The organism is Arenibacter palladensis (assembly GCF_900129275.1).
Taxonomy (GTDB): Bacteria; Bacteroidota; Bacteroidia; order Flavobacteriales; family Flavobacteriaceae; genus Arenibacter; species Arenibacter palladensis.
On sequence record NZ_FQUX01000002.1, the window covers coordinates 747280 to 773493 of the forward strand.

Below are 26214 nucleotides of genomic sequence, written 5' to 3' on the forward strand. Positions count from 1 at the left end.
AAGCTAATTACTCCTGTAGAAAGCTGGTGCTACTTTACCTTCCTATGCTCAGAATCTAAATATTAATACTGCAAAGGTGTGAATTGAAAGAGCTTGAATATTAAAAAATCAACCAATGCCCCTTCTGCTTAAGTGAATCAAGAGCAATTTCCAATAAGTCAATTAGCACAGGGCAAGCTTTAGCCAAATGCCAGCATACACCATTGTCCGCATTTTTTGTTGACATAATGAAACACTCCAAAGTATTTGCTCTAAGCTGAACAATCTTATTCTATAGGCGTACTAGAGGCAACTTCAAATTTTCCATTTGTTCTGACGTAAACAATACTTTCTATTTCTGAAGAAATTTTATGAGTTGAATTTTCCGCAGCACCAAAATAGGATCCAGCATCTAGAACATCAACCTTATCATCTTTAGCAGTTTGGTGTGTTATGCTACCTTGAATGATCACTGCTCTTAGATTTGGACTATTATTAATAATTTCACCTTTAAATCCGGCCGGAAATTTTATGAGCGAAGCATTCAATTCGTCCTCCTTATGACTTCCCCATAAAAAAGCAGTTTGCACACCACTATTATCTTTTATCCAGGTAATATCAGATGCATTTAACCAAACCAAGTTCGATTTATCAACATTTAAAGGACGCTCACCATTATCAAAGGCTTCAGTTGTTGATTTTACCAAATACGGACCTTCTTGAATTTCTATGTAAGCCAAATTAGCTTCACCTGTTGCTGCTGTAATGTGTGCTTCGCCTGCTGGTTGCACCCAGAAGGATCCCGCTGGTAACCATTGTTCTTTTGCTTTTTCATCATCATTGTGCAACAAACCTTCTATTACCACACCACGATATGTTATGTTATGGATGTGTGGTGGCGACGAAAATCCCTTTTTAAATTTTACCAAAAAACCAGCTGGCCCATTTTTGGTCCGGTCCCCCCAAAGTTTTCCTGCAGCCGGACTTTTATCGCCCCGTGACGGATTTAACCAACCCCATTCTACATTGTCTGCTGTTACTACTTCGTTAGTGGATTTAGCAGCATCCGTTTTTGGAGTTTCTTGTGCACTCCCCAAAAAAACTAGTGTACTTACCAGTACAAGCGAAATAATGAATTTCATATTAATGGCTTTATTTAACGATCAGGTTTCCCTGACTTATTATTTTTATATTCAACTCCTTGCACCTAGAACCAAGTAACTATATCCTCCTTATTTCTTCTGGACTTGGCAAACTCTGGTTCTTTTTTCCTATAACCAAATGCCGCCATATACGACAACCCATATTTAGTGGTGTCCACACCAAATTTTTCTTGTAATAATGCCTCCGACTTTTCCTGATGAAAGCCTTCAATAGGACAACTGTCTATACCGATCAATGCCGCTGAGGTCATCATATTTCCCAAGGCAATATAGGTCTGCTTAGAGGCCCAATCGAACAACTTTTTATCATTGTCCAAATTAAAATCGCGTTCCTGGAACTCCCTATAAAATTTAGAATACATTTCTATTACATCTTCAGGCAATTGTTTTACATCCTTCATCATGGACATAATGTAATCCGAATCCCATTTGGTCATGGGTGCCTTCATGCTCAAACCCAATACAAAGTGACTGGCAGTATCCAACTTTACAGGTGCTCCCCAAGCCACTGGCTTTAGAGCTTCCCTCAACTCTTTATCCTGTACTACAATAAAATGCCAGGGTTCAAAACCGAAAGAGCTAGGGGATAAATGAGCCGTTTCCAAAATAAAATCCATATCACTATCGGATACTTTCTTGCTAGCATCAAATTCTTTGGTTGCATGTCTAAATTGAAAGGCGTTTATGATCTCCTTTTTTGAAATGTTTGGTGTATTCATTTTTTTAATTTTTGTTTCCGATTAAATTATGGGACAAAGTTACCTGCCCTCATTCTGTTATTTTTGGTAAAACAAGTGGGTATTTATGTACTTTTAAAGGTTAATGGTGCCTAAAAATGATTCCTTATGCTTATTTTATTTAATTTTGACCCTAAAACAGTTGAAAATGCAAGTATTACAAACCTATAAACCTTTTGAAATACAAGAAATTGAATTAACGGAATGGAAACAACGACCAGTTAAAAACAATTTTTTTGAATTGGTCTTAATAAGGGAAGGAGAAGGAATACAGTGTATAAACTACAACGAATACAACTATAGCAAGGGCAGCATATTTTTGCTGCCCCCATTAAAATGCCATTCGTTTACCATAGAAAAACCAACCAAATTTGTCTTTTTAAAGTTCTCGGATTCTTTTTTCAAAAATACCAAGGGCATGTCCATTGATAGAAATGAATGGTTCAGGGAAGCTTCCTATATACTATCCAACTATAATCAGTTACCAGGAGATATCATTAGGAACGATTTGGATAAACGCCATATAGAAAGTCTAATTGCCATGATTTTGCAGGAATCCAGGAATTATGGCCAGGAGTCCGTAAACCTCATTACAAGCTTAATGACCAGTATCTTGGAGATACTGATCAGGAATATCAAAAAAACCAACTATTTTGAGGGACCACAACACAATGCAGATGATAGAATCTCGAAGATGCTCACCTATATTAACGAGAATATTGACAAAACAGAGCTGTTAAAAGTAGAAAACTTGGCAGATGTCTTTATGATGTCTACCACCTATGTAAGTGAATATTTTAAAAAACAAGTGAATATGCCCCTTCGGGAATACATCATTAAGGCTAAGTTGAAATTAGTGGAAATCCGCTTATTGAATTCCGATTTTACACTCACCGAAATTGCCCAGGAATTGGGATTTACGGACGTTAGCCATCTGTCAAAAACTTTTAAAAAGTATGTAGGCACCTCCATTTGCGAGTTCAAGAACAACGGAGAATATAGGCTTTTAACGCGAAATGCCTGTACGGCATAAACCTAGCACCAACTGTACTCCCATAACTTAAGGTGTACATTTTTTTATTGCGGATTCTTCACCTTAAGTGAACCAATGATCAAAAACAATAAAAAGACCAGCGTAACATACCCCATATAACGGTAAGAACCCAAGCCGGTAAAGCAGTAACTGAATAAGCTTGGCGCTATGGCACTACCTATGACCAAAAAGCTCATCACCTTTCCACTGATGGAACCCAAGTGTTTTCTTCCAAAGAAACTTGGCCAGGTTACTGCGTTAATGACCGCAAATAAACCTCCCATAGTACCCAGGCCGCCTACCAATAAATAAACCCCAATTGGCTGGGATAGCATTAATAATCCCAACGAAGCCAAGACTCCGGCCATCAACATTACAAACAAATATATTTTATGGTTAATATAATCACTTAAAATGTTGCATAAAGTAGAAACGAAAATCGCTATTACGGACATTGGTAAAAAAACAGCAATGGCTTCGGACTTCGTGTAGTCCTGACTACCAAATATGGATACAATATGAAATGTAAATCCTGTAACATAAAAACTGTTGAAGGCCAGAACCAATCCGAACATCCAAAAGGCCCGGGTTTTTTTAGCTTCTTTTAGAGTAAAGTCGGTCTCAATTTCCTCAGCTTCCTGGTCAAATTCCTTCTTTTCACCACCATCCGGCAGCAAATCAAAATCCTCCGGCCTATTTCTATATAACTGCAAAATACAAATGCAAAAAATAAAAAGACTCAGGGCCATGATCTGCCAACTCATTGCCCATCCATGGTCGTCTATAAGCCTATTCAACAGTATAGGGGCACTTGAAAAGCCCAGAGAGACCGTTATACTGCTTATTGAATTGATTTTACCCCTGTTTTTCTTAAACCACATCATGATCATGTTCCTTGAGGCCATGGTCAACACCCCCTGACCACTGAACCTTATCAAAAAAAACAACAGGGTAATTAAAAGAAACGGAACCGACCAGGACTGGATATTAAAAGCCCTTTTGATGGTTTCACTAATTTCAACGGAAACAGAAAACACCAACAAGGACGCCCCCAAAAGAAGGGTAGCAAAGAATGCCACATATCGGGCACCATAAGCATCGAACCAAACGCCCGCCCTTGCCACCAAGGCAGAACTCAACAAGGTACCTATCATATAGGCATTACTAAACTGATTTCTTGTTAACCCCAGGGCATCCTTGACCGGGTCCGTAAAAACGGATACGCCAATGGTTTGGCCAGGAATACTTGCCAAGATGCCAATACTCCCAATAATAAGTACTACATAACCATAGAAAAAAGGAAACCTTTGGGGATTTACCAGGGATAATTTAATTGGGTTTGGCATGCTTTATTTTAAAGCCGCCAAAGATAAGGGTTTTTATAGGATATGCTTTCTAACCCATTACATATACCAATACCTATTTTTTTTTGATGTAATATTCAGCTAGCCCATTCAATATATTAAAACATATAACCAACTGTTGGCTAGGTAAGTTCGTTTTTACTATTTTTAGAACAAACAAATATGACTACTATGGGTTCAAGAAGAGATTTTTTGGAAAAATTGAGTATTTCAGCAATAAGTTTACCAATTTTATACAGTCCAGCACAGCTGTTTGCTGCCTCCATTGAGCCTTACGAAGGACCAGTTTTAAGGGTTGCCATTATGGGGCTGGGAAGCTATGGCACAAGAGTTGCCAAAGCCATGGAATCCTGTAAGAGGGCAAAATTGGTTGGACTCATTAGTGGAACCCCTTCCAAAGTGGTAGATTGGCGAGCCAAGTATGGCATTCCCGAAAAAAATTGTTACAACTACTCCAATTTTGATGCAATCAAAAATAATCCGGACATAGATGCCGTGTATGTCATAACCCCAAACGGACTGCATAAAGACCAAGTCATTAGGGTTGCCAAGGCAGGCAAGCATGTCATTTGCGAGAAGCCTATGGGCATAAATGCCAAAGAAGGCCAGGAAATGGTAGATGCCTGTAAAGCGGCAAATGTAAAATTATTGGTAGGGTATCGCATGCATTTTGAGCCTAAAACAGTGGAAGTCATAAAGATGCGCAAGAATGGGGAGTTCGGGGAACTTAAGTTCTTTCAGGGATTATCCGGATTTGTCATAGGCGATCCTACCCAATGGCGATTAAACAAAGAACTTGCAGGTGGAGGGGCCATGATGGATATTGGTATTTATTCTATTAACGGTGCCCGCTATATGCTCGGTGAGGAACCAATTTGGGTAACGGCCCAAGAAACCAAGACCGATCCCGTTAAATTTAAGGAAGGAGTAGATGAAACCATACAATTTCAAATGGGATTTCCAAGTGGTGCGGTAGCTTCATGCCTATCTACCTATGCCATGCGACATTTGGACCGATTTTTCCTAAGCGGGGAGAAAGGTTTTGTAGAAATGAAGCCATCAACAGGATATGGCCCAATTGAAGGCAAAACGCACAAAGGCGAATTAACACAACCACATATAACCCATCAAACCTTGCAAATGGACGGTATGGCGCAACTTATTTTTGAAGGGGTTCAACCCATTGTCCCTGTAGACGGGGAAGAAGGGCTTAAAGATTTAAAGATTATAGACGCCATTTACAAGGCAGTAAAAACAGGTAAAAAGGTTGATTTATAATGTTTTAGCCCATTGTATTGCGGCCAATAGTTTAAAAAAAAGTGCGCCTTATTCCAAAACTACAATTAATCTATTTCGGCAATTAGATAGACTATAACCGGAACATTCAATGGTGCTTGATAAATACCGATTGCCGACCGGGTGTGGATTCCCCTTTCCCCAAACACCTGATTCATTACATCCGAAGCGCCATCCAAAACATCCGAATGGTCCTTGAACCCCTCGGCAGCCTGTATATGGCAATCCAAACGAATAATTTTCTTTACCCTTTCCAGATCCCTAACGGCATCTATCAATTGGGAAATGGCATTAATGGCGCAAATACGTGCACATTCATAGCCTTCCTTTATATTTAGATCGCTCCCTACCCTTCCTGTGTACGCCAAAACGCCGAATTCCCCGTTTTTCCAGGGCAACTGACCGGAAGTATAAAGAATATTATTGGAAACTGTCCAAGAAACATAATTTCCCACCCCTTTGGGTGCCATTTTGGGAACTACAATCCCTAAACTTTGTAATTTTTCCTTAATGGTCATAAATCTAACCCTTTAAAATAAAATAACGGTTTTACCAATGGTTTTACCTGACTCTTGCATTTCATGTGCTGCCTTTAAATTTTCAACAGTAAATCCGTAAAGCGTGGTAGTCAATGTAGTTTTTAGAGTACCATCATCCAACAAATGTGCCATATGGTTTAAAATTTCGTACTGTCGCTCCATGTCCTCCGTGCTGAACATGGAACGGGTGTACATAAACTCCCATGAAAAGGTTACACTTTTGTTTTTTAACAAATTGATGTTTAAAGGAGTACTGCTTCCGGTAATGGAAACAATGTGCCCTTGGGGTTTAATGATATCCGCCGCCAATTCCCAATACCCCTCCAGGTCCACGAAATCCAATATATAATTGACCTGACTATGGCCAATCTTCTCCAATTCCTCTTTCAAATTGTAGTGATTCACTACATGATCCGCTCCCAAATCTTTGCACCAGGTTATGGAATCTTCCCTGGAAGCCGTGGCGATAACCGTTAGGTTGCACAATTTCTTGGCCAATTGTATGGCGATGGAGCCTACCCCGCCAGCACCCGCTATAATTAAAACCGATTTTCCTTTGTCCTTTTCAGGGTCTATCCTAATGCGGTCGAACAAGGCTTCATAAGCTGTTAAGCTAGTCAATGGCATTGCAGCGGCCTCGGGAACACTCAAGTTTGCAGGTTTGTGACCTACAATACGTTCATCTATAAGCTGATATTCAGCATTGCTCCCACTTCTGGTAATATCACCTGCATAATACACCTGGTCTCCCACCTTAAACTTTGTAGCTTTATCACCTATGGCCTCCACGATTCCTACCGCATCCCATCCAATAATTTTTGGGGTATCCAACACCTTATCCTTTGCGGCATTTTGTCTAATTTTAAAGTCGACCGGATTGACGGAAATAGCCCATATTTTGACCAACAAATCATATCCCGATGGGGTTGGTTTGTCAGTTTCAAAGGCTATAAAACTATTCTCTTCCGTAATGGGTAATGATTGTTTAAATCCTATTGCTTTCATTATTATTAATTTTCTTTTTATTGGCCCCAAGGCTTAGTAGTACGGTACCAACTGTGCAGAACGGTCATATATTAAAAAACCTATACCTGTGCTTTTGTACAAACAAAGCTTCTTGATTCATAAATATAATTGAATTGTTCCAAAAAAAGAGGGTTACAAAAAATTAACCCGAAATGTAGGGGCCATAGGCCTATCATTACATTTGAATTAAAATGATTTGCCTTTAACACACCTAGAAAGGTATATAGTTTGTAAGCGGTATCAGTTTTTATCATTGAATATAATTCCTGTTCCATGAAAATTATCTGGAAAAGTATATGATTTACATGACCGTCATCAGGGTTTAAAACTAAAAACTTCTTTATATTTATAGTATCAATCAATACATTTTTCACCATGAATGATTTAAGAAAAGTATTAGGCGAGATTTCACAGCTCACTGCGGATATTGAAACCAATTATCCTGAGTTATATCGTTCCTTGGATGAAAATCCTTTGACCATTCCTGCAAAAAGTCATCCCCATGTAAACAAGGAAGATTTAAAGGAATATTTGGAGAGTTTAAAACAATTGATAAAACATCATTTAGAGACCCATACAAAAAATGGGTAAGACAATTTTAAAATAAACCTATGGGAGAAATAGCTACCTCGGAAAGACAGATAACACTTTATTACAGTTCCAAATCCACAAGAGCCAAGCAAACCTTGGCCTATGCCAAAGCTGAAGGATTGCCGATATTTGAAATTGATATCCTTAACGTCCCTCTAACCGGCACCCAAATTGCTGAACTGGCGGATAGGTTAGGTATTGAAGTAAAGGATTTAGTGAACCAGGAACATCCATCCTATAAAGCCCATTTTGATCCCCACGAATTTTCTGCAGACGATTGGATAAAAATGATTAGGCACAACCCTGAGATTATGAAGCAACCCATTGCCATCCGCGGCAAAATGACCATTTTAGTGGAAACCCCTACGGATATTATTAAAATTTAATATTCCCCATTTATCTTTGGTTGACAGAAATTATCCTAAAATCCACTTACAACTCCAATACAGTTATTGGACATCTATAAATTTTGTAATGCTTAATTAAGAATACCGCCTAGAGCAGTCCGTGTTTTTCACAACAGTAATAAGAATAAGGTCTCGACTGCGCTCGACCTGACATACCTCGACTGCACTCGACCTGATAAACCTATACTACGCTAGACCGGTCCTTTAGGGAAGCCTCTTAATTTTAACATCTTAAATAAGGTTGATTTTGCAAGTTGCCATAAATGTTCCCCCGTTCAAATGCAGGGCAGGAATTAGACCTTAATATAAATCTTCTTTTTGTCCAGCCAAAGTCCAATCAACCAACAAAACATCATAAAGGCCATGGCGAAGACGAAAGACCCGTAATAAGGTCCGAACCAACTGAAGCCCTTTTCGTAGATATAATTGTACAAACTTTGATTTTCATCTACGCGGACAAAAAGCAAAGTAATGGCCAAATATTCTGACAGGAGGTAAATGAAGAGGGAGTTCTTCCCAAAGACTTCGAAAAAATTAAAGTTAATTGGCTTTTTAAGAAATTCGATGGCGTAAATCAGAATGGAAAGTGCCATGATATCGAGACCGATGGTAAGGATAACAAACGAACTGGTCCATAACTTCTTGTTAAACGGGAAACTTAAATCCCAAAAATAGGCAACGGCCAATAATCCCGTAGCTATCATTAACATTTTGGCCAATTTTTCATAGCTAATACCCCCTTGAATAACAAACTTTCCTACGAGATACCCTGCTATCACATTACAGATGGCCGGTAACGTACTTAACAGCCCCTCTGGATCGAAAGGAATTCCATCACCACCGTAAAGGTGACTATCACCAAGAATTAACCTATCTAGAGTTCTTACCAGGTTTCCTTCCAAGGTATAGTCGCCAAAAGCACTGAGCAACCCCCAATAGCCAAGTAGGATAATTGCAGATGCGATGATGAGCTGGCGGTTGGTAAGAAAATAAATCATGGTTGCTCCAATAAAATAACAAATTGCTATTCGCTGTAGCACACCCAATATCCGGGTTTCACTAAATGGAACCAATGCCAGATCCCCGGAGTCTGTCCATGATACAAAAGGAAACCAATACATTAGATATCCCAATAAAAAGATTATTAAGGTCCTTTTTATAATCTTCTGAAAAACTTCAGAAAGGGGTTTATCGGCCCATCTGGTCTTAACGAAAGCAAAAGCATTTCCTACCGCAAAAAGAAAGGAAGGAAAAACCAAGTCGGTCGGAGTAAAACCATGCCAATTGGCATGCAACAATGGAGAAAAGGTAAAGTTCCAATCTCCTGGTGTATTAACGATTATCATTAAGCAAATAGTCCATCCGCGGAAGACGTCGAGGGCCTTAAATCTTTTCATGAGGAATTACATATTATTTACCCCCTAAGTTAATCAGTACAATTGTTCTACCAAATTAATTGCTGCCTTTCATTGAATTTTACTAAATCCTTGATATACGACGGTTAACATTGCAATGTATTGATGAGAAAAAAAATAAAGTGACCCCAATCCATGCATCAGGGTCACTTTATACTAATATATTCTAAAAAATAAATCTATGCCTCCACAGATTCCAGCTGAGCTGATTCCTGAAATTCCCATTCTCCCCTGACTAGCCGGGTTACATAACAGTTGTCCGCCTCATGAATCAATAACTCCCTTTGCTCTTCGGTGAGGTTTCCCTGAATTTGGATGTTGGATTTCACTGTGGTTTTGAAGCTACCATTGGGCTGGCGCACTGCTGTTTGTTCCAATTGGGCATCCACCCCCCCTATTTCCCAGCCTTTTCGTCTAGCTACATTTCTTATGGTGGCCACTTTGCACATAGAGATTCCCGCCAATATCAATTCCACTGGGGAAAACCCTAAATCGGTACCTTTGGAGGGGATGGGTTCGTCCCCGATTATAGCATGTTTTCCGTTGCTTATCACCGATTGATAGCCTACCGGTAAATTTTTTATGTTAATTTTTGTACTCATTTTGTTTCTTATTTTTTTGACCCCTCGGATTTAATGTTCCCCAAGGGGTCTTTATTGAATAATGCCTGATTTAGATAGTTGCCGTCTGTAGTTCTTCCGCTAAAGGAAAATCTATTTCAAAATCCGCCAAATTGTGAATTAAGTTACTGATGGTCTTATCCCCAATTACAATAACCACATCTATCATATTGGCTTCTGTATATCCAGCGGCAAAGAATTCCTCTTTAGCTTTTTCAGTGGCCCTTCCTTTATTTTCAACCGTTGAAAATACAAACTTTGCCAAAGCATCCAATTTAGCGTCAAAACTGGCGGTACCCGTCCTTATTTCCAATATTTGATCTTCGGTAAAACCGTTCATTTTACCAATTTGTGTGTGGGCGGATAAACAATAGTTACATCCATTAAACTGACTCACCACTAAGTTAATAACTTCCTTCTCCTTTGTTTTTAGGCTTGTTTTCCTATTCTGTAATGTTAGGTAATCAGCTAAGGCAGTATCGTTCTTTGCATAATAGGCATACAAATTAGGGACGAATCCCACGGCCTTTTCCAGATTGTCGAAAATTGCTTGATTGTTAGAAGTTACTTCTTCCCTACTTGGTACTTGAAATCTTTCCATTGTTTTTTATTTTTATTGTTATACATTATTTTAACAATGCAAAGATGCGACCCGGAAGAAGGGTTTTGTTAGGTAGTAATTCCCGAAGAATTGGCAATTGTTCCCAATTCCCCTTTTTCTTTGTATTCAGAAGGGGAAATACCCTCTTGTTTCTTAAAAAACCGACTAAAAGCCTGGATGTCCTCAAATCCAAGTTGATACGCTATTTCCTTGACGGGCTTATCTGTATAGAACAGCATACGTCTGGCTTCAAGAGCAATCCGTTCGTGTATATATTTCAAAGGCGATTTCGAATCCATTTTTGAAAATATATTGGATATGGTTTTAGGAGACTTATGCAACAATTCGGCATAATCCGCAACACTGTGTTTGTTCCTAAAATGCTGTTCTACCAGAAAATTAAATTCCCTTACCAAATCGGTTTCATTGCGCTCTTGGGGAAAGTTTTCTTGATTTTTATAGCGTCTGGCGCATAGTATAAGATACCTTTTCAACATCATTTGCAGCATATCTATCTGCAAATTATCATTGGACTCCATTTCTATGGTAAACATTTTCCATAGCGTTTCAAATTTTTCGAGATCTTCCTGGGCAAGGGATATCAAAGGTAGTTGTGACGCACCAAAAAATAGGATTCCTTTACATCCTACCTCACTATCATGATCCAGAATACAGTAAAAAGGCCTATTGAACCTTAAAAACCTAATTGCCCCTATTTTCTTTGGAACAATTTGATGGAATTCCGTTAAAAAAATAATTTGGTTCTTATAAAACACTTCTTCCTTTCCATCTATTATAAGAATATTTGTATCGGATTGAAACCACAAAATGGTGAGACTACTATCAATGTGTTCCTTTAAAAGGTCACAACTGTGGCCATCAATAGTTTCTAAAAAAAGATACTCTTCGGTATGCCCTATAAATTCCATAAATTGATCCTTATTTTCCAGATACTTATTACACGCTATAAAATTGTTTCATGATTCCGAAAATTGGTATTTTCTACTTTCTTTTGGTCGTAAGAACATGCTATTGCTTTCATGTCAATAATGATAAACTCTTGTAAGTAAATACAGATTCTTTTAAAATTATGGAATGGAAGTATAGTCTACCTAATGGAATTCAGGTAAACCAAAACTTATAAGAAATGGGAAATTAAGAATCCCGTATGTGGTCTAAACCTATTAATGGGTTTAGATACTAGGCCGGGATTTGTTGACTCAAACAATGTAAGGTTCCAAACCCCCAAATAAGATCAATGGCGCTAATACCAATAACTTCCCTATCCGGAAAACAGGTGGCCAAAGTATTTAGGGCTATCCTATCGGCGGGATCATTAAATGTGGGCACTAAAACGCAGTTATTAAGAATCAAAAAATTAGCATAACTAGCAGGCAGTACCAAATCCTCGAAAACAATATCCTTGGGCATTGGAAGCGTAACTATTCTTGGAGCCTTCCCGTTTTCCAAGGTAGCTTTTTGAAGCCGCTTCAAATTATCTTGAAGGGCCTTATAATTTTTGTGCTTTGGGTCCGACTCCACTACGGTTACTATGGTTTCAGAATCCACAAACCTACACAAATCGTCTATATGACCATGGGTGTCGTCTCCTATAATGCCATCCCCCACCCAAATGGTATTGGTTATACCCAGGTACTCCTTAAAGATAGCTTCATAATCCGTTTTGGTAAAGTTGGCATTTCTTACCTGTACCTTCGGGTGTAAAAGACACTCCTCCGAAGTGATAAGGGTTCCCTTACCGTTTACTTCCAACGCCCCACCTTCCAAAACAACGGGTTTTCCTTTGTAAACCACCTGTGTCAAAGGTACTTCCAAGATTTCCGAAATGGCCTTGGGCACCTTTCTGTCCAGTTTGTAATTGGAATATTTGGCCCAACCATTAAAGTTAAAGTTTAAGGCCTCGCGGTTCTTGCCATTTTTAACAATAATGGGTCCCGAATCGCGCATCCAACTACGGTTGGTTTTCTGAATTATAAAAGTAACTTTTTTAAGGTTTATGGTAGCCATTTCCAGCATTTCCTTAACCTTCTCCAGGTGTTGCGCACTGTCCACTACCAAAAAAACCTGTTCATAGGATGTTACCTTCTTGATAAATTCTACAAAGGCCCATTGTATAGCCCCATACTTACCTGGCCAATCTTTACCGTTATGGGGAAAACAGAGCAGAATGCCCTGTTGTTTTTCCCATTCTGCAGGAAACCTTCTCATTTAGTCCAAAGCTCTTTTGGTGATGTCGGAAAAGGCATCTATACGGCGATCCCTAAAAAATGGCCAATTCTGACGTACATTCTCCTGTAGGCCCAGATCCACTTCCGCTATAAGGATTTCTTCCTTATCATGGGAGGCCTCGGCCAAAATTTCACCTTGGGGGCCTGCGATAAATGACTTTCCCCAAAATTCAATACCGGCTGTATTGGGAATATATTGCTCCAAGCCAATTCTATTGGCCGCAGCCACAAAGATCCCGTTGGCCACAGCGTGACCTTTCATAACATTCATCCAGGCATTGTACTGCTTTTCCCCGTATTCCTCCTTTTCTTGAGGATGCCAGCCAATGGCCGTTGGGTAAAACAATACTTCAGCCCCTTTAAGCGCGGTAAGTCTGGCCGCTTCAGGATACCATTGGTCCCAACATATAAGGGTTCCTATATTACCTTTTTTGGTAGGATTGTTCTTAAAGCCCAGATCCCCTGGTGTAAAATAGAATTTTTCATAAAAATGCGGATCGTCCGGAATGTGCATTTTTCGGTATAGTCCGGCTTCGCTACCATCCGTATCAATAATGTAGGCACTGTTGTGATAAATCCCAGCCATTCGCTTTTCAAAAAAGGGGACAATTATGACCACTCCCAATTCCTTGGCCAAAGCACTAAAGGCTTTAAAGGAGGTTCCGTACAACGGTTCTGCCAAAGCAAAATTATCCGTATCCTCACTTTGACAAAAGTAATGGCTACTATATAGTTCAGGGAGACATATAACCTCTGCCCCTTGCTCTGCTGCTTTTCTAACCCAGGCGATGCACTTTTTTAAGTTGTTTTCAGCAACATCGTTGAGGTTTAACTGTACTACTGCAATCTTATATTTCTTCATTTTGGTATAATAAAAGATGTTGCAAAAGTAATATTTATTATATAATAATCGATTTGTTTAAAATGGACACGAAAAGAACTTCTCAACAATAAAATCTGTGCCTACAATAATTCTGTACAGCAATAACCGTTGGAATTTAACACTACTTCCACTTGCTTGGCAATATCTCTAACAGTTTCAATGCGTAATATATTATCGGAATCCTCAAAATCGAAATCTACTTTTACTATCTCCTTGAACAGATTTAAAAACTGTCTGACACTTGACTCCTGTTCTTCGTTTATATTAGTCTTAAAAATGGTTATCATAAGGTATTTCAGATTTATTCCCACCATGGGGAGGTTGTTTCTTCCAATCTATGAAGGTTGACAGGTTCACCAATTCTTGGAGTTATTACCTCCAAGTTTAATTCCTTAGATCTGTTGGTTACCCGTTCTACAGGTTCTGTCCAAGGATGCATTGCCAATTTAAAAGCTCCCCAGTGAATCGGCATTATCCGTTTTGCCCCTATATCCAATCCGGCTTGGGCCGTTTGCTCTGGGAACATATGGATATCCGGCCACATCTCATTGTATTGTCCGCATTCAATCATGGCAAAATCGAAAGGACCATACTTGTCCCCTATTTCCTTAAAATGAGGACCATAACCGCTATCTCCACTAAAAAAAATATTATCCATTTCGGACCGAATCACCCATGAACTCCATAAGGTGCTGGCCCTGTCCGAAAATCCCCTTCCGGAAAAATGCTGTGCCGGGGTACATCCAAAAACCAATCCTTCATGGGTAACTTCCTCCCACCAATCCAACTCCACAATACGCTCTTTTTCCACTCCCCATTTTTGCAAGTGTGCCCCTACCCCTAAAGGAGTATAAAACATATTCACCTTGTGCCTTAATTTCTGAATAGTGCCATAGTCCAAATGATCATAATGGTCATGGGAAATTAAAACGATATCTATTTTAGGAAGTTTTTCAACATCGATGGGCAGTTCTTTACTAAAACGATTGGAGCCCAAAATAGGGTGTGGCGCAGGGACCTTCCCGAACATAGGGTCTATTAAGATAGTTTTGTTGCTCATTTGCAATAGAAAAGCGGAATGACCAAACCAGATTAACCGTGTACTGTCCTGATATTTTACAATATCCAATGAATCCAATTTCGAAACAGGAATATCCCTACTTGGCTTGGTATGTGGTATTGGTCCAAAAAAACCTGCCAAACTCTTCCCCATATCGCGCATACTCATATCCAGTTTAACATTGCCTTTGTTGATGAATTTCCCATTAACATAATTCGGGGATTTTACAAAGACCCTCTTCTGCTCTAAGCTTGGCGAACCTCCAAACTCGGGGCTTAAATACAAAAATAGAACCCCTATCACAATCACCAATAGAAGTCCGCTTCCAATAACTATACTCATTTTCTTTATTATTTTTTTCAATGGATAATTACTTTTAACCGGGAATGCCGCATTAAATACATTTATTATCGAATATTTATTCTGTTTTGATTCAAAAAAAGCTAACTTTTAATGGCATCCCAAACCATAGAGAACATTAAATCGATATTTTTCTGATTCAATTCCATTTTGCCTTCCATTATCAATTTTACAGTTTCCCCCATTAGGGATCCAATTATACCAATTAGTATGTTATTGTCAACATTCTTTAGCAGGCCTTCCTGTTTCCCCAGTTCAATTAGATTCATTGCCATTTTACTTTTGGTCTCCTTTACGGATACGGGTACTTTTTCGTAATAAGGCGATTTTTTCAACTGCTCCAAAAAGCTCATTTCCCTTTTATGGTTAATACTGAAATTGATCCAAAACAACCATAACATTTTTAGTTTTAGCTTATAGGGCAAATCCTCCGTTATTTCCTGTTCACTTCTTTGGGTTTCCCTTTCTATAAGTTCTACGGCAATAGATACGATTAAATCTTCTTTATTCCTGTAATATACATAGAGAGTAGACACCGAAAGACCAACGCGATTGGCCAGATCTGCCATCTTAATTCCGGCAAATCCCCTTTCGAAAACAACGTCCAAAGTGTTTTCTACAATCGCCAATTGTTTTGTTTCATCTTTTACCCTCACAGGACAAAGATATAATTTAAAATCGAATAAATATTCGTTTATATAGGTTTTTCCAGTTTATTTTTTCGTCGCAAAAACTAGTTTACCCAATGTAATTCCTCAAGAAATAGTATAGTTCCACCCCAAATATTTTATTCCCTGGAGTTAAGCGCAAAGAGATAATCCTTATCTTAGGAATTGATAACCAATACCAATTTTAATTTTACTGAAAACCTATGCCTATTTACTACTTTATAGTAGCCGCGAAGATCATCATTTTTATAAGTATTATAAATGTTTGGTTTATTCGTTTCAACAAACCCACTCCTTGGCGAGGAGGTGATTCCAAATCCATGAAGGAAGAATTTGAAACTTATCGCCTTTCGCCTGCAATTATGTATATAGTAGGCACCATTAAGGTTACTCTTGCGGTATTATTATTGGTATCTATTTGGATACAGGATCTGAGTACCCCTACCGCAGGTGCCATGGGAATCTTTATGTTAGGTGCAATCGCCATGCATTTTAAGGCAGACGACCCCAGTATCAAGTCTTTCCCGGCCTTGATCTTATTTCTATTATCGGTTGGAATTGTTGTCGCCGAAGTAATCTTGAATGGCATTTAATTGCAGAGATATCTTAGCTTTCCATAACCCAACTTACAATTTTAAAGATAGTATCATCCTTTGGAATTGGATGTTTAAGTAGGTTCGTAGTCTTTATTGCGAAGGCTATGGTAAACCAATTATCCAACATCCCCCTAAAAAAAGAAAAAGCCCATTGGGCCTTCACTTTTTACGTTATATAGATAACCTATGAAACGGACAGGACCGGCCAAGCGATTATCTAAAAGCTTATAGCTTTTATGCTTCTTGCAGCTGCTTTTTGGATTGTCTATAGTTGTACTTGGGATAGATCATGCGCTTGGCAAAACGATTGACCGTATTGGAATTGACCATCTTTATATAAACCTGCTTGGTAACTCCAAAATACTCATAAGTAGATCCGTCCATAAAGGTTATTTCCAATAGTAAGCCTTTGTGATGATAGTCGGCTATACCCGAATTGGTAATAGTTTCAGTATAGGCTTCCAAGTTCGCTGCCTTGGTTTCAGGAGCAATGCTCACCAAAAAATGATAGCCATCAATTATCTTTCTACTGTTTATCTCTGCCTCTTCACGCTTACTATCCCCTTCTTGAAATTTATCCGGATGCCATTCCTTTACCAAGTCGCGATAACTTTTCTTAAGTACCTTAAGATCGATCTCCTTTTCTATTCCAAATAATTTCTTGTATTCGTTAATGCGCTTCATAATGATATTTTTACAGGGCGCGAAACTACGTCTAATTTCGCACATCCCGATGTATTTATAAAATAAAAAAAGCCCATCAGTATTGATGGGCTTTTCATTAAACATGGAAGTATATATTATATAACTTGTACGTTTACTGCGTTTAATCCTTTGTTACCTTCTTTAAGGTCAAAAGATACTTCATCGCCTTCGCGAATTTCATCGATTAAACCTGAAATGTGTACAAAATGATCCTTTTCAACTCCTTCTTCAGTGATAAAACCAAAACCTTTTGTGTCGTTGAAAAATTTTACTGTTCCTTTACTACTCATCGTAATGTAATTAAATTTATTATAATATTATCCTGCAAAGATGGTGCTAATATTTTAAAAAACAGCTATTTACTTCATTTATATTTACTAACAATAATTTTAGAAACATAAAACTGGGTGTTTTCACTTAAACAATTGCCCATTTAAAAACACTGTATCCTGCTATAAGCCTGACCATTATACCTTTTCGGTGGATTGACCCCGAAGGTCATATATAAGCTCTTAGCGGATTAAATAAATTTTAATTCCCGAATATGAACTCCTGTTTTAAGATCAACAATTAATCATTAAATTCATGTATCCCCTACTCTACGCCATCGTTCCTACTATAAAACGTAGCTTTCGAATAGATTTTCCAATTCTTTTTTAGGATCTTGGCAAAGGCCCGAATGAGTTTCCGAACTTTGAATCATAGTACTCCTGGAGGCAGTTAACCAACGGAACCTATCAGGTAAATCCAGTTTGCCGATTGCTCCTCCCGAAGGTGCTCCCTTACATACCAATGTCCAAGCCTTTAAATATTTATCTATAGCATTAATATCAATTTCGTTTGAGAAACATTGCAATTTTTGGGGGTCTACTAAATATTTTACTTCCAAAAATTTCTTCCGTCTTGAAAAAAGTATTACCCCAATATTAAAGAATTCTGCACGCTCCACTTTAGGAACAAGTCTAATAATTGCGTATTCGTATTTGTCTTTATCTTGCATTTTCAGACTCTTTAACTAATGTATCGATCATGGCAAGTTTGGCATTTATATATTCAATATAGGCCGCTCTAATTTCATCAGGATTTAAATCATCGGCCTCATCCAACAACCATTCCTCAGGTATTAACGCTATGATTTCAGCAATTTTATCGGTATTAAGTGAACTTTTAATTACCAATGCCGCCTCTTTTAACTTTATGGCAAACTCTAAAAGCACATGGTCTTTTATTAGCGGAAAAGTTCTTGTAAGATGATTTTTCCAAGTTTCCCAGTTATGGTGAAAATAAAAACTTGCACCATTATCAATTACCCACAATTCATTGTTCCATTGCAATAAGTTGGTGTTTTTTGCCGTCCTGTCAATATTACTCATAATGCTATCCAGCAGCACAACTTTTGATGCGATCAAAGCATCTACCTTGGAAACCAATGGATCATAAGTTATGGCACTGGACAAAAAATGCAAGCCTAGGTTGAGACCTACACTAAATTTAAGTAAATCTTGAACTTCCTCATCCGGTTCTGTCTTGCTAAATGAATCATCTAGATTCATAAACACTAATTCAGGTACCTTAAGTCCTATGGCCCGGGCCAACTCGCCTCCAATTAGTTCCGCTATTAATGCCTTTTTTCCTTGACCTGCCCCTCTGAATTTTAAAACATATAAAAATCCATCGTCGGCTTTTACAATCGCCGGCAAGGAACCACCTTCACGTAAAGGTTTTATATATTGAACAACATCAACTGTTCTTATATCAATTGAATTCATAAGCACGAAGATAAAAAAAGTTAGTTGTGTAAAATAGAATTTGTATTCCAGTGAATTGGTCTGTTTTTTTCAGATTGAAGAAAATTCAAGCTATAATTTGCCCCGATACAATTACCAATCAATTGGAAAGTAATCCTTCAGGAATTTACCAGACCAATGTTTCCCGGTATTTATTCCGTCAATTAACGGATCCATAACCCTTGCAGCACCATCCACAATATCCAAAGGCGGTTGAAAATCATAGACTTCCTGTTTCATTTTAGATAGTTCAGCGGGGTCTTCATCCGTAACCCATCCGGTATCCACGGCATTCATAAATATTCCTGCTTTGGCCAATTCCCCTGAAGCGGTATGGGTAAGCATATTTAAAGCGGCCTTGGCCATATTGGTATGTGGGTGGCGTGATTCCTTAAAAGAACGATGAAATTTCCCTTCCATTGCCGAAACATTAATGATATGTTTTTGTCCCGTGTTCTCCTTCTTCATTAATTCTGCCAAACGGTTGCACAATACAAAAGGGGCAACGGCATTTACCAATTGTACTTCCAACATTTCAGTAGTTTCAATTTCTCCCAGTTTAAGTCGCCAACTGTTTGTTTTTCTTAAATCTACCTGTTGAAGATCGGCATCCAATTCCCCCGTGGGAAATACTTCCTGTGCTACCAAGACACTATCAAAACTATAGGGAATTTGCGATAATTTGGCCGAAGCCCTTATTCCGATTCCCGCTTCCGGTCCATGCCAGGTAACCGGCATGTTCTGATTGGGAGATACTCCCGAGGTTAGTTCTTTTAATTCCTGTAAACAACTTGTATGATCGCTCAAAACTTTTTGCGCATCTGGAGGAAGTAATGATATGGCGCTTTCTTCATTGGACATCAAATGATGGTAAAAGCCAGCGGGCCGTCTAACGGTCTGGGCTGCATTATTTATTAGAATATCCAATCGGTCATACTGCCGCTCTATATAATTACAAAATATTTCCACACTTGGGATATGACGTAAATCCAGACCGTGTATTTTTAATCGATGCCCCCATTCAATAAAATCATCCTCTTTGGAAAAGCGCAATGCCGAATCAACAGGGAACCGGGTCGTAGCGATCACAGTAGCCCCACCGCGTAATAACATTAAAGTAATATGATATCCAATTTTTAATCTGGAGCCAGTTACAACGGCAACTTGCCCTTTTACATCGGCTGTTTGAAAACGCTTGGTATAGTTGAAATCACCACATTTTATGCACATGGTATCATAAAAATGATGTAATTCGCTAAACTCCGTTTTACAAACATAACAGTTTCTTGATACCTCCAGTTCCTGTTTTTTATGATTGACCAATTCTGCAGAAGGCAAAAGTTTAGGGGCAACAAATATGTGGGCCTCGCGTGCATTTCTAATACCTGTTTCCTTCCGAGCATTTTTATCCCTTGCTTCTTTTTTACGAATGGCACTTTTCTTACCGTCCTTTTTTCTTCTGGAAAATTCTTCCCTATTGGGTCTGGAAAATTGGCCCGATACTTTTATTAAAGCGGTTCTTTTTTCTTTTGGAATATCAAATATCTGATCTGTGTGGTCCACTAATTGCTGCAAGAGTGCAATACAATTATCGATCTCTTCTGGAGTGATCGCAGCTTTATTCCCTTTTAGATCTTCTTTCATTTTTAATGCTTTCCAACGGATAAATATCTAGTTTTTACTCAAAAAAATTATAGAACCGTAATGCGAACTTTTTTCTTTTTTAAACGTGAATTGTTCAATTTTTGCACCAAGTCTTCTGCAATTTCCAGAGGTACGGCAACAAAGGCACAGTCTTGTTTTAACTCTATCTCCCCCAATTGATCTTGATTCATATTTCCCTGTTTAAAAAACAGGCCGGCAATATCCCCTTTGGATATTTTGTCCTTTCTGCCTCCAGAAATAAACAACGTTTCCCAAAATTGCGGTTTTCGAACCGTCCGCTTTGAAATATCCGCTATCTCCGTATCCTTTATGAATGAAGGAAGGCCTTCTTTTTCCCATTTTAACACATAGGCGGTGCCCTTGGCATTAACCCTGGCCGTTCTTCCATTTCTATGGATAAACTCCTCCAAGGAATGCGGCAGTTCATAATGAATAATATATTTTAACTCAGGGATATCTATTCCCCTTGCTGCCAGATCTGTAGCTATCAAGATCTGGCTAGTACCATTTCTAAACTTAATAAGGGAACGCTCCCTATCCTTTTGTTCCATTCCCCCTGAAAAACAACTATGGGCAATCCTGTTTTTCTGTAAAAAAGAACTCACTTCCTCTATACTATCCCTAAAATTACAGAAGATTATTCCTGGATCGTTTCCAAGATGCAATAACAAATCCAATAGACGTGGCAACTTATCCCTGTCAGTGGAAACCACAGTTTTGATCGCTAACTGTGACTCCTTTTTTCCCTGTAAATAATTAATAACCAAAGGCTTATCCATTTTCACAAAATCTGGAATTCCGACACCCTGGGTTGCTGAGGTTAATATGCGCTTTTTAATATTCGGCAATTCATTTAGAATTGCGCTCATTTCAACTTCGAATCCTATCTCCAAGGCCTTGTCAAACTCGTCCAATACCAAGGTCTCAATACTTTCCTTAGAGAACCGGTCACTATCAAAGTGGTCCAAGATACGCCCTGGTGTTCCTATTAAAATAGAGGGGTTATGTTTAATTTCAATCTTATCCTTGGACATAGGGCGTCCGCCATAAACGGCATTTACCTTATAACCAGTTCCCATATTTCTAACCACTTGTTCAATTTGTATGGCCAATTCGCGGGTAGGCACCAATATCAGTGCCTGTACTTCGTCAATGTTGGGATCCAGAGTTTCTATCAATGGCAACAAAAAGGCCAAAGTTTTGCCCGTACCCGTTGGCGACAGAATAATAGTGTTGGTAGTTTTTCCAATTACGGCAATAGCTTCCTCCTGCATGGGATTCAACTGCTGGATATTTAGTTTTGCCAAGACATCCTCCTGGTCTTTAATATTATTTGCCATGGCTACTACTTATTTTTTTTCTTTTTGGGCGCTGCTACTTTTGGACTGTGACTCGTAGATTGCGCCAGGTAATTCGCCAATATCTTATCTATAAGTTCCTCCTTTGTCAAATGATGGAAAACTGTTCTTATTTCTTCCCTAAATTCCTGGGAAATATTTCGGTTGGGTTTGGTCTTGAATATTTTGTTAGCCCATATCAAGGCATTGTTTTCTTCAATACTTTGGGCATCTGCCTTTTTAAATTCCTCAAAATCTATACCCAACTCCTTTTCAAAATCGGCAATGTCCTCTACTTCCTCTTTTTGGATAACGCTTAATGAAAATCCTGCTGCCCCTGCCCTAGCGGTACGTCCACTTCTATGAACATAGGTATCATAGGTGTCCGGTAAATGATAGTTTACCACATAGGATATCTCCTTAACATCGATACCACGTGCTGCCAAATCGGTTGCTACCATAACATCTATAAACCCTTCCCTAAATTGTCCCATGACCCGATCTCTAATTCCCTGGGTTAAACTGCCATGGATGGCACCTGATCGAAATTTATTAATGGCCAAATTTTTTCCCAATTTATTGACCGCCGCTTTCGTCTTACAAAAAATAATTCCCCTTTCGCCTTCCCTGGACTTTAAAAAGTGTAGCAGAACTTCCAATTTCTCAATGGGTTCCACTACAACATACCTATGCTCTATGCCCTGATGCCCTACAGAAGCCATGTCCGCTTCTATCTGAACCACATGTTTTGACATATAATTCTGGATCAATTGTTTTAAGGCTCCCGGCATGGTGGCGGTAAACAATAATGTTCTTCTGGATTTAGGAATTTCTGAAATAATATTATCCAAGTCAACCTTTAAAGCAGTTACCATTTCATCGGCCTCATCCAAAACCAAATATTTGATATCTTTAATATTGATGGCCTTCCTATTCACCAAATCCACTAGGCGACCTGGTGTGGCCACTACGATATGGGTAATACTCTTTAAACGTTCAATTTGCGGTTTAATAGGGATTCCTCCGCATATGGAAGCAATGGAAATAGATGGACTATGGGTGGAAAAGGAAACCAGATTTGCATGAATCTGTTGCCCCAGTTCCCGTGTAGGCGCCAATATTACCAATTGTATATCACTATTATCTGTATCTATCAATTGTAATAAAGGCAACCCAAAAGCAGCTGTTTTACCGGTTCCTGTTTTTGCCAGAGCAACCACGTCTTTGTTTTGCTCCAAAATCAGAGGAATTACCTTCTTCTGAATATCAGTGGGCACTGATATTTGCTGGTCTATTAAACTTTGAAGTAGGTGTTTGTTAATTCCTAAATCAGAAAACTGCTTTGACATATAATAATTTTCGGCAAAGATAGCCACAGTTTTCTCGGGAATGCCAGTAATTGGTATATATTCAAATTTAATAAACTCCTGGACTTTTATAGATGCAAATAAACACTACACTTTTCATCTTATAATCTATACAGATACACGCAGTCATTTATTTTGCATACTTTTACTCCTATTTAGCTCCCAATGACCATATTTAATGGAACAAAAAAAAAGGTCTAGCAAATATTATTTACTAAACCTTTTTTTGGTGTGAAATTACAAGGCTTGCCTATTTAGAATTCTTTCTTACCAAACTCACTTTCTATAAACTTGGCCTTATTTTTTATGGCATTGAAAGTATAGGATAAGTTAATGGATATCATATCTACCTCATACCTGTAATTGGTAGTAGTGTAAAATTCATTGGCTTTATAGGTAGTTATTCGCTGTTCATTGGTGTCCAACAATCCCATATCAATATTCTGCCATTGTAACGTTGCCGTTAACTTATTGTCTAAAAACGACTTTCGGAAACTAAGATTGGGGGAATAGAACCTAGAATCCTCTCCTTGGGCGGTATTTGTCTTAGACAAATAATTGAAAGTAAATTGTAAGGAGGCATTTTCCCAGAAAGAATAGGTAGAATTTAGGTTGAAAGAGTAAATAGTGGCACTACTGTTTACGTCGTAATTTCTGGTAATACCATCCCTATGCCTAAATACAAAGGCTCCCTCAATATCATAGGAATAAATATTAGCTCCTATATAATTGCTCCAATTTTGGCTTGGTTTCAACTGAGCCCCTATTTCAAGTCCAACTGCATTGCTTTTGCCTACATTGGAATAGACCCTGTTAATTATACTGTCCAATACAGCTCCATTGGCTTCATAGGCTAAGGTATTCACACGGTTTATCACATTGTCCACATGTCTGTAATAAGCAGTGGCGCTGACCGAATTACCTCCGTTGAAATTTTTGATGACTCCCAATTCCACCAAATCTATGAACTCCGGTCTCAATTGATTGTCCCCTTGTTCAAAAACCTCGGAGTGCTCCCTTTCCGCAAAACTGTTCATTTTTAAGGTAGTTGTACGTTCTACCCTTTTGCTATAGGCCGCTTTTAATTTGGTAGCATCGTTAACAGTATATTGCAAGGAAGCCGATGGAAATAGCTTAACAAAATCATAGGTATAGGTTTGCTCGGGATCTGCAGTCCTTAAATCCTCGGAATAAGTTCTATCCATGGATTCCAAGCGCAAACCTGCTGCGTAGTCCAATTTATGGCTTGCTCCCGTTAGTTGGGTATATCCTGAATGAATGGTTCGCTGCAGGCTTATATTACTGGAAAATTCAGGTACCAGAACACCATCGCGCTCATATACAAACTCGCCTGTGTGGTCAATATCCCTAAATTGATAGCCCGTTTCCAAGGTTCCAAAGGAAAAGGGCTTAAATTGGTAATCCACATTCACCCTATACCCATTTAGTGGGTTGTCATTGGTGTTATACTCCTGCTGATAAACGATATTACGATCGGTGAGGCCTAGATTGTCATTATAAGTAGGGCCGCCCAAAAAAGTGTATTCATACAATAGGGAGGTAGACAATTTGGAATCATTGTTGAATTTATGGGCATAATCAAAACTGCCCAGGGCGAAATCGCCTTTTCTAGTTCTTAAATTATGATTATAATATTGAAAAGTATATTGCCTATTGCCACTGCCTATAGGTGAAATGGCATGGTTATCGTAATAATCTATATCCGCCAAACGATCTACGGTATGCTTTCCCGCATAGAAACCCAAGGAATAGGTATCGGCCTCATTAGGCGTAAAATCCACACCAAAACGTCCATTATAGCTGATATCATCAAAACTCCTCTCTCCATCGGAAGGCAAAAAGGTTTGTTTATCCTCGGCTTGATTGATCACAAAAACCTCACCTTCCCTCCTACCTGTTTTATCATTTCGCTGGTAACTTGTTCCAAAGGACAGGTTCCATTTATCTGTTCGCTTGTTCAAAGTTGCATCAATACCATATCGTTGGGCCGCCTCCTTGGTATCATAGGGCTCTATGGATGGTAATCCGCCACGAACATTAATTTGGGTATAAATTCCATTGGTCGCCCCCTTTTTTGTTAAAATATTTAAAATACCCCCTTTACCTTCAGGGTCATATTTGGCCGAAGGTGCGGTAATCAACTCCACGGTCTCCAAGGCATTTGCCGGTAATTGGGATAATATGGCACTGGCATCCCCTTGGGTAGGCTTACCGTTAATCAGGACGGCAAATCCAGAACTACCCCTAACGCTAATACCACCTTGTGCATCAACAGTGACCGACGGCAAGTTTCTCACCACATCAATGGCATTTCCTCCCTGACTGCTTTGGAATTTTTTGGTATCGAAAACCTGACGGTCTATCTTGTGAAGAACCGTTGCCCGTTCTCCCTGTATGATCACTTCATCCAATTGGTTCCCAATGGATAAACCAATTATGGCAAGATCTTTTACAGATTGTCTTTTATCTATGGCTATATCAGATATGGTTTTGGTATCGTACCCCATAAAGGAGGCTTCCATATAATAGGTTCCAGGTTTTACTCCATCTATAACAAAAGTACCATCTTGGGAAGTTACCACTCCCGTTATCAGGGAACCATCTATCTGATTATACAAGGCTGCCGTAGCATATTCCAATGGTGAACTATCAGTGGCATCAATAATTTTTCCTGAAATTTGGGCCATAGACACCTGCATACCCACCATTAGGGCAACCAACATAAAAAAGCTTTTACAATTCATA

Annotated in this window: 27 protein-coding genes; 5 read left to right on the forward strand and 22 right to left on the reverse strand. The window is 38.8% G+C overall.

Translation table 11 applies throughout. The features are described from left to right. Positions 1-266: 266 nt before the first annotated feature. Positions 267-1121, reverse strand: a complete 855-nt coding sequence (locus tag BUA60_RS09200) for a DUF4437 domain-containing protein (protein ID WP_072861443.1) — start codon at positions 1119-1121, stop codon at positions 267-269. A gap of 65 nt (positions 1122-1186) precedes the next feature. Beyond that, complete coding sequence (locus BUA60_RS09205) at positions 1187-1861, reverse strand: NAD(P)H-dependent oxidoreductase (protein ID WP_072861444.1); 675 nt, start codon at positions 1859-1861, stop codon at positions 1187-1189. A gap of 166 nt (positions 1862-2027) precedes the next feature. Here BUA60_RS09205 and BUA60_RS09210 point away from each other — a divergent pair, with 166 nt between their 5' ends. Continuing rightward, the gene (locus BUA60_RS09210; RefSeq protein ID WP_072861635.1) at positions 2028-2912 is read left to right on the forward strand and encodes an AraC family transcriptional regulator; all 885 of its coding nucleotides are present in this window, start codon (positions 2028-2030) and stop codon (positions 2910-2912) included. Between the two features lie 44 nt (positions 2913-2956). Here the strand turns inward: BUA60_RS09210 and BUA60_RS09215 are convergent, their stop codons facing one another. Continuing rightward, a complete protein-coding gene (locus tag BUA60_RS09215) occupies positions 2957-4258 on the reverse strand; it encodes an MFS transporter (protein WP_072861445.1) in 1302 nt (433 codons plus the stop codon). Between the two features lie 189 nt (positions 4259-4447). On the opposite strand from BUA60_RS09215, the gene BUA60_RS09220 reads away from it, so the two are divergent. Next, positions 4448-5554: a Gfo/Idh/MocA family protein gene (locus BUA60_RS09220; protein ID WP_072861446.1), complete on the forward strand. Its 1107-nt coding sequence runs from the start codon at positions 4448-4450 to the stop codon at positions 5552-5554. 65 nt (positions 5555-5619) lie between these two features. Here BUA60_RS09220 and BUA60_RS09225 read toward each other — a convergent pair whose 3' ends face one another. After that, positions 5620-6090, reverse strand: coding sequence for a RidA family protein (locus BUA60_RS09225; RefSeq protein ID WP_072861447.1), 471 nt, complete (start codon positions 6088-6090; stop codon positions 5620-5622). A 12-nt stretch (positions 6091-6102) separates the two neighbouring features. Beyond that, positions 6103-7116, reverse strand: a complete 1014-nt coding sequence (locus BUA60_RS09230) for a zinc-binding alcohol dehydrogenase family protein (RefSeq protein ID WP_072861448.1) — start codon at positions 7114-7116, stop codon at positions 6103-6105. A gap of 396 nt (positions 7117-7512) precedes the next feature. On the opposite strand from BUA60_RS09230, the gene BUA60_RS09240 reads away from it, so the two are divergent. Further along, positions 7513-7728, forward strand: coding sequence for a hypothetical protein (locus tag BUA60_RS09240; protein WP_072861450.1), 216 nt, complete (start codon positions 7513-7515; stop codon positions 7726-7728). Between the two features lie 20 nt (positions 7729-7748). Further along, the gene (locus BUA60_RS09245) at positions 7749-8114 is read left to right on the forward strand and encodes an arsenate reductase family protein (protein ID WP_072861451.1); all 366 of its coding nucleotides are present in this window, start codon (positions 7749-7751) and stop codon (positions 8112-8114) included. 314 nt (positions 8115-8428) lie between these two features. On the opposite strand, the gene BUA60_RS09250 is transcribed toward BUA60_RS09245, so the two are convergent. The 9 genes from BUA60_RS09250 to BUA60_RS09290 all read right to left on the reverse strand — a co-directional run bounded on the left by BUA60_RS09250 (position 8429) and on the right by BUA60_RS09290 (position 15979). After that, positions 8429-9532 (reverse strand): acyltransferase family protein, encoded by a 1104-nt coding sequence (locus BUA60_RS09250; RefSeq protein WP_072861452.1) that lies wholly within the window; start codon positions 9530-9532, stop codon positions 8429-8431. Positions 9533-9729: 197 nt separating this feature from the next. After that, a complete protein-coding gene (locus tag BUA60_RS09255) occupies positions 9730-10152 on the reverse strand; it encodes an OsmC family protein (RefSeq protein WP_072861453.1) in 423 nt (140 codons plus the stop codon). 70 nt (positions 10153-10222) lie between these two features. Continuing rightward, entirely contained in the window at positions 10223-10771 is a 549-nt protein-coding gene (locus BUA60_RS09260) for a carboxymuconolactone decarboxylase family protein (protein ID WP_072861454.1), read from the reverse strand. A gap of 68 nt (positions 10772-10839) precedes the next feature. Beyond that, complete coding sequence (locus tag BUA60_RS09265) at positions 10840-11700, reverse strand: helix-turn-helix domain-containing protein (RefSeq protein WP_072861455.1); 861 nt, start codon at positions 11698-11700, stop codon at positions 10840-10842. 271 nt (positions 11701-11971) lie between these two features. Continuing rightward, positions 11972-13000: an agmatine deiminase family protein gene (locus BUA60_RS09270; protein ID WP_072861456.1), complete on the reverse strand. Its 1029-nt coding sequence runs from the start codon at positions 12998-13000 to the stop codon at positions 11972-11974. Next, complete coding sequence (locus BUA60_RS09275) at positions 13001-13882, reverse strand: carbon-nitrogen hydrolase (protein WP_072861457.1); 882 nt, start codon at positions 13880-13882, stop codon at positions 13001-13003. It abuts the gene before it with no gap. Between the two features lie 101 nt (positions 13883-13983). Then, entirely contained in the window at positions 13984-14190 is a 207-nt protein-coding gene (locus BUA60_RS09280) for a hypothetical protein (RefSeq protein WP_143153156.1), read from the reverse strand. A gap of 14 nt (positions 14191-14204) precedes the next feature. Next, the gene (locus BUA60_RS09285) at positions 14205-15305 is read right to left on the reverse strand and encodes an MBL fold metallo-hydrolase (RefSeq protein ID WP_072861458.1); all 1101 of its coding nucleotides are present in this window, start codon (positions 15303-15305) and stop codon (positions 14205-14207) included. Between the two features lie 101 nt (positions 15306-15406). Beyond that, positions 15407-15979: a TetR/AcrR family transcriptional regulator gene (locus BUA60_RS09290; protein WP_072861459.1), complete on the reverse strand. Its 573-nt coding sequence runs from the start codon at positions 15977-15979 to the stop codon at positions 15407-15409. 215 nt (positions 15980-16194) lie between these two features. Between BUA60_RS09290 and BUA60_RS09295 the strand changes: the two genes are divergently transcribed. Further along, on the forward strand, positions 16195-16584 hold the full coding sequence (locus BUA60_RS09295) for a DoxX family protein (RefSeq protein WP_072861460.1): 390 nt from the start codon (positions 16195-16197) through the stop codon (positions 16582-16584). A gap of 237 nt (positions 16585-16821) precedes the next feature. Here the strand turns inward: BUA60_RS09295 and BUA60_RS09300 are convergent, their stop codons facing one another. The 8 genes from BUA60_RS09300 to BUA60_RS09335 all read right to left on the reverse strand — a co-directional run bounded on the left by BUA60_RS09300 (position 16822) and on the right by BUA60_RS09335 (position 26213). Next, on the reverse strand, positions 16822-17271 hold the full coding sequence (locus tag BUA60_RS09300) for a KTSC domain-containing protein (protein WP_072861461.1): 450 nt from the start codon (positions 17269-17271) through the stop codon (positions 16822-16824). A 116-nt stretch (positions 17272-17387) separates the two neighbouring features. After that, positions 17388-17582, reverse strand: a complete 195-nt coding sequence (locus BUA60_RS09305) for a cold-shock protein (RefSeq protein ID WP_031444295.1) — start codon at positions 17580-17582, stop codon at positions 17388-17390. A 326-nt stretch (positions 17583-17908) separates the two neighbouring features. Next, complete coding sequence (locus tag BUA60_RS09310; RefSeq protein WP_072861462.1) at positions 17909-18292, reverse strand: DUF3037 domain-containing protein; 384 nt, start codon at positions 18290-18292, stop codon at positions 17909-17911. Then, positions 18282-19061, reverse strand: a complete 780-nt coding sequence (locus tag BUA60_RS09315; protein WP_072861463.1) for a HipA family kinase — start codon at positions 19059-19061, stop codon at positions 18282-18284. The genes BUA60_RS09310 and BUA60_RS09315 overlap by 11 nt, the downstream gene beginning before the upstream one ends. A gap of 111 nt (positions 19062-19172) precedes the next feature. After that, a complete protein-coding gene (locus tag BUA60_RS09320) occupies positions 19173-20723 on the reverse strand; it encodes an SDR family oxidoreductase (protein WP_072861464.1) in 1551 nt (516 codons plus the stop codon). Between the two features lie 47 nt (positions 20724-20770). Beyond that, entirely contained in the window at positions 20771-22084 is a 1314-nt protein-coding gene (locus BUA60_RS09325) for a DEAD/DEAH box helicase (RefSeq protein WP_072861465.1), read from the reverse strand. Between the two features lie 5 nt (positions 22085-22089). Continuing rightward, positions 22090-23430, reverse strand: a complete 1341-nt coding sequence (locus tag BUA60_RS09330) for a DEAD/DEAH box helicase (protein WP_072861637.1) — start codon at positions 23428-23430, stop codon at positions 22090-22092. Positions 23431-23702: 272 nt separating this feature from the next. Continuing rightward, the gene (locus tag BUA60_RS09335) at positions 23703-26213 is read right to left on the reverse strand and encodes a TonB-dependent receptor (protein WP_072861466.1); all 2511 of its coding nucleotides are present in this window, start codon (positions 26211-26213) and stop codon (positions 23703-23705) included. Between the last annotated feature and the right edge of the window lies 1 nt (position 26214).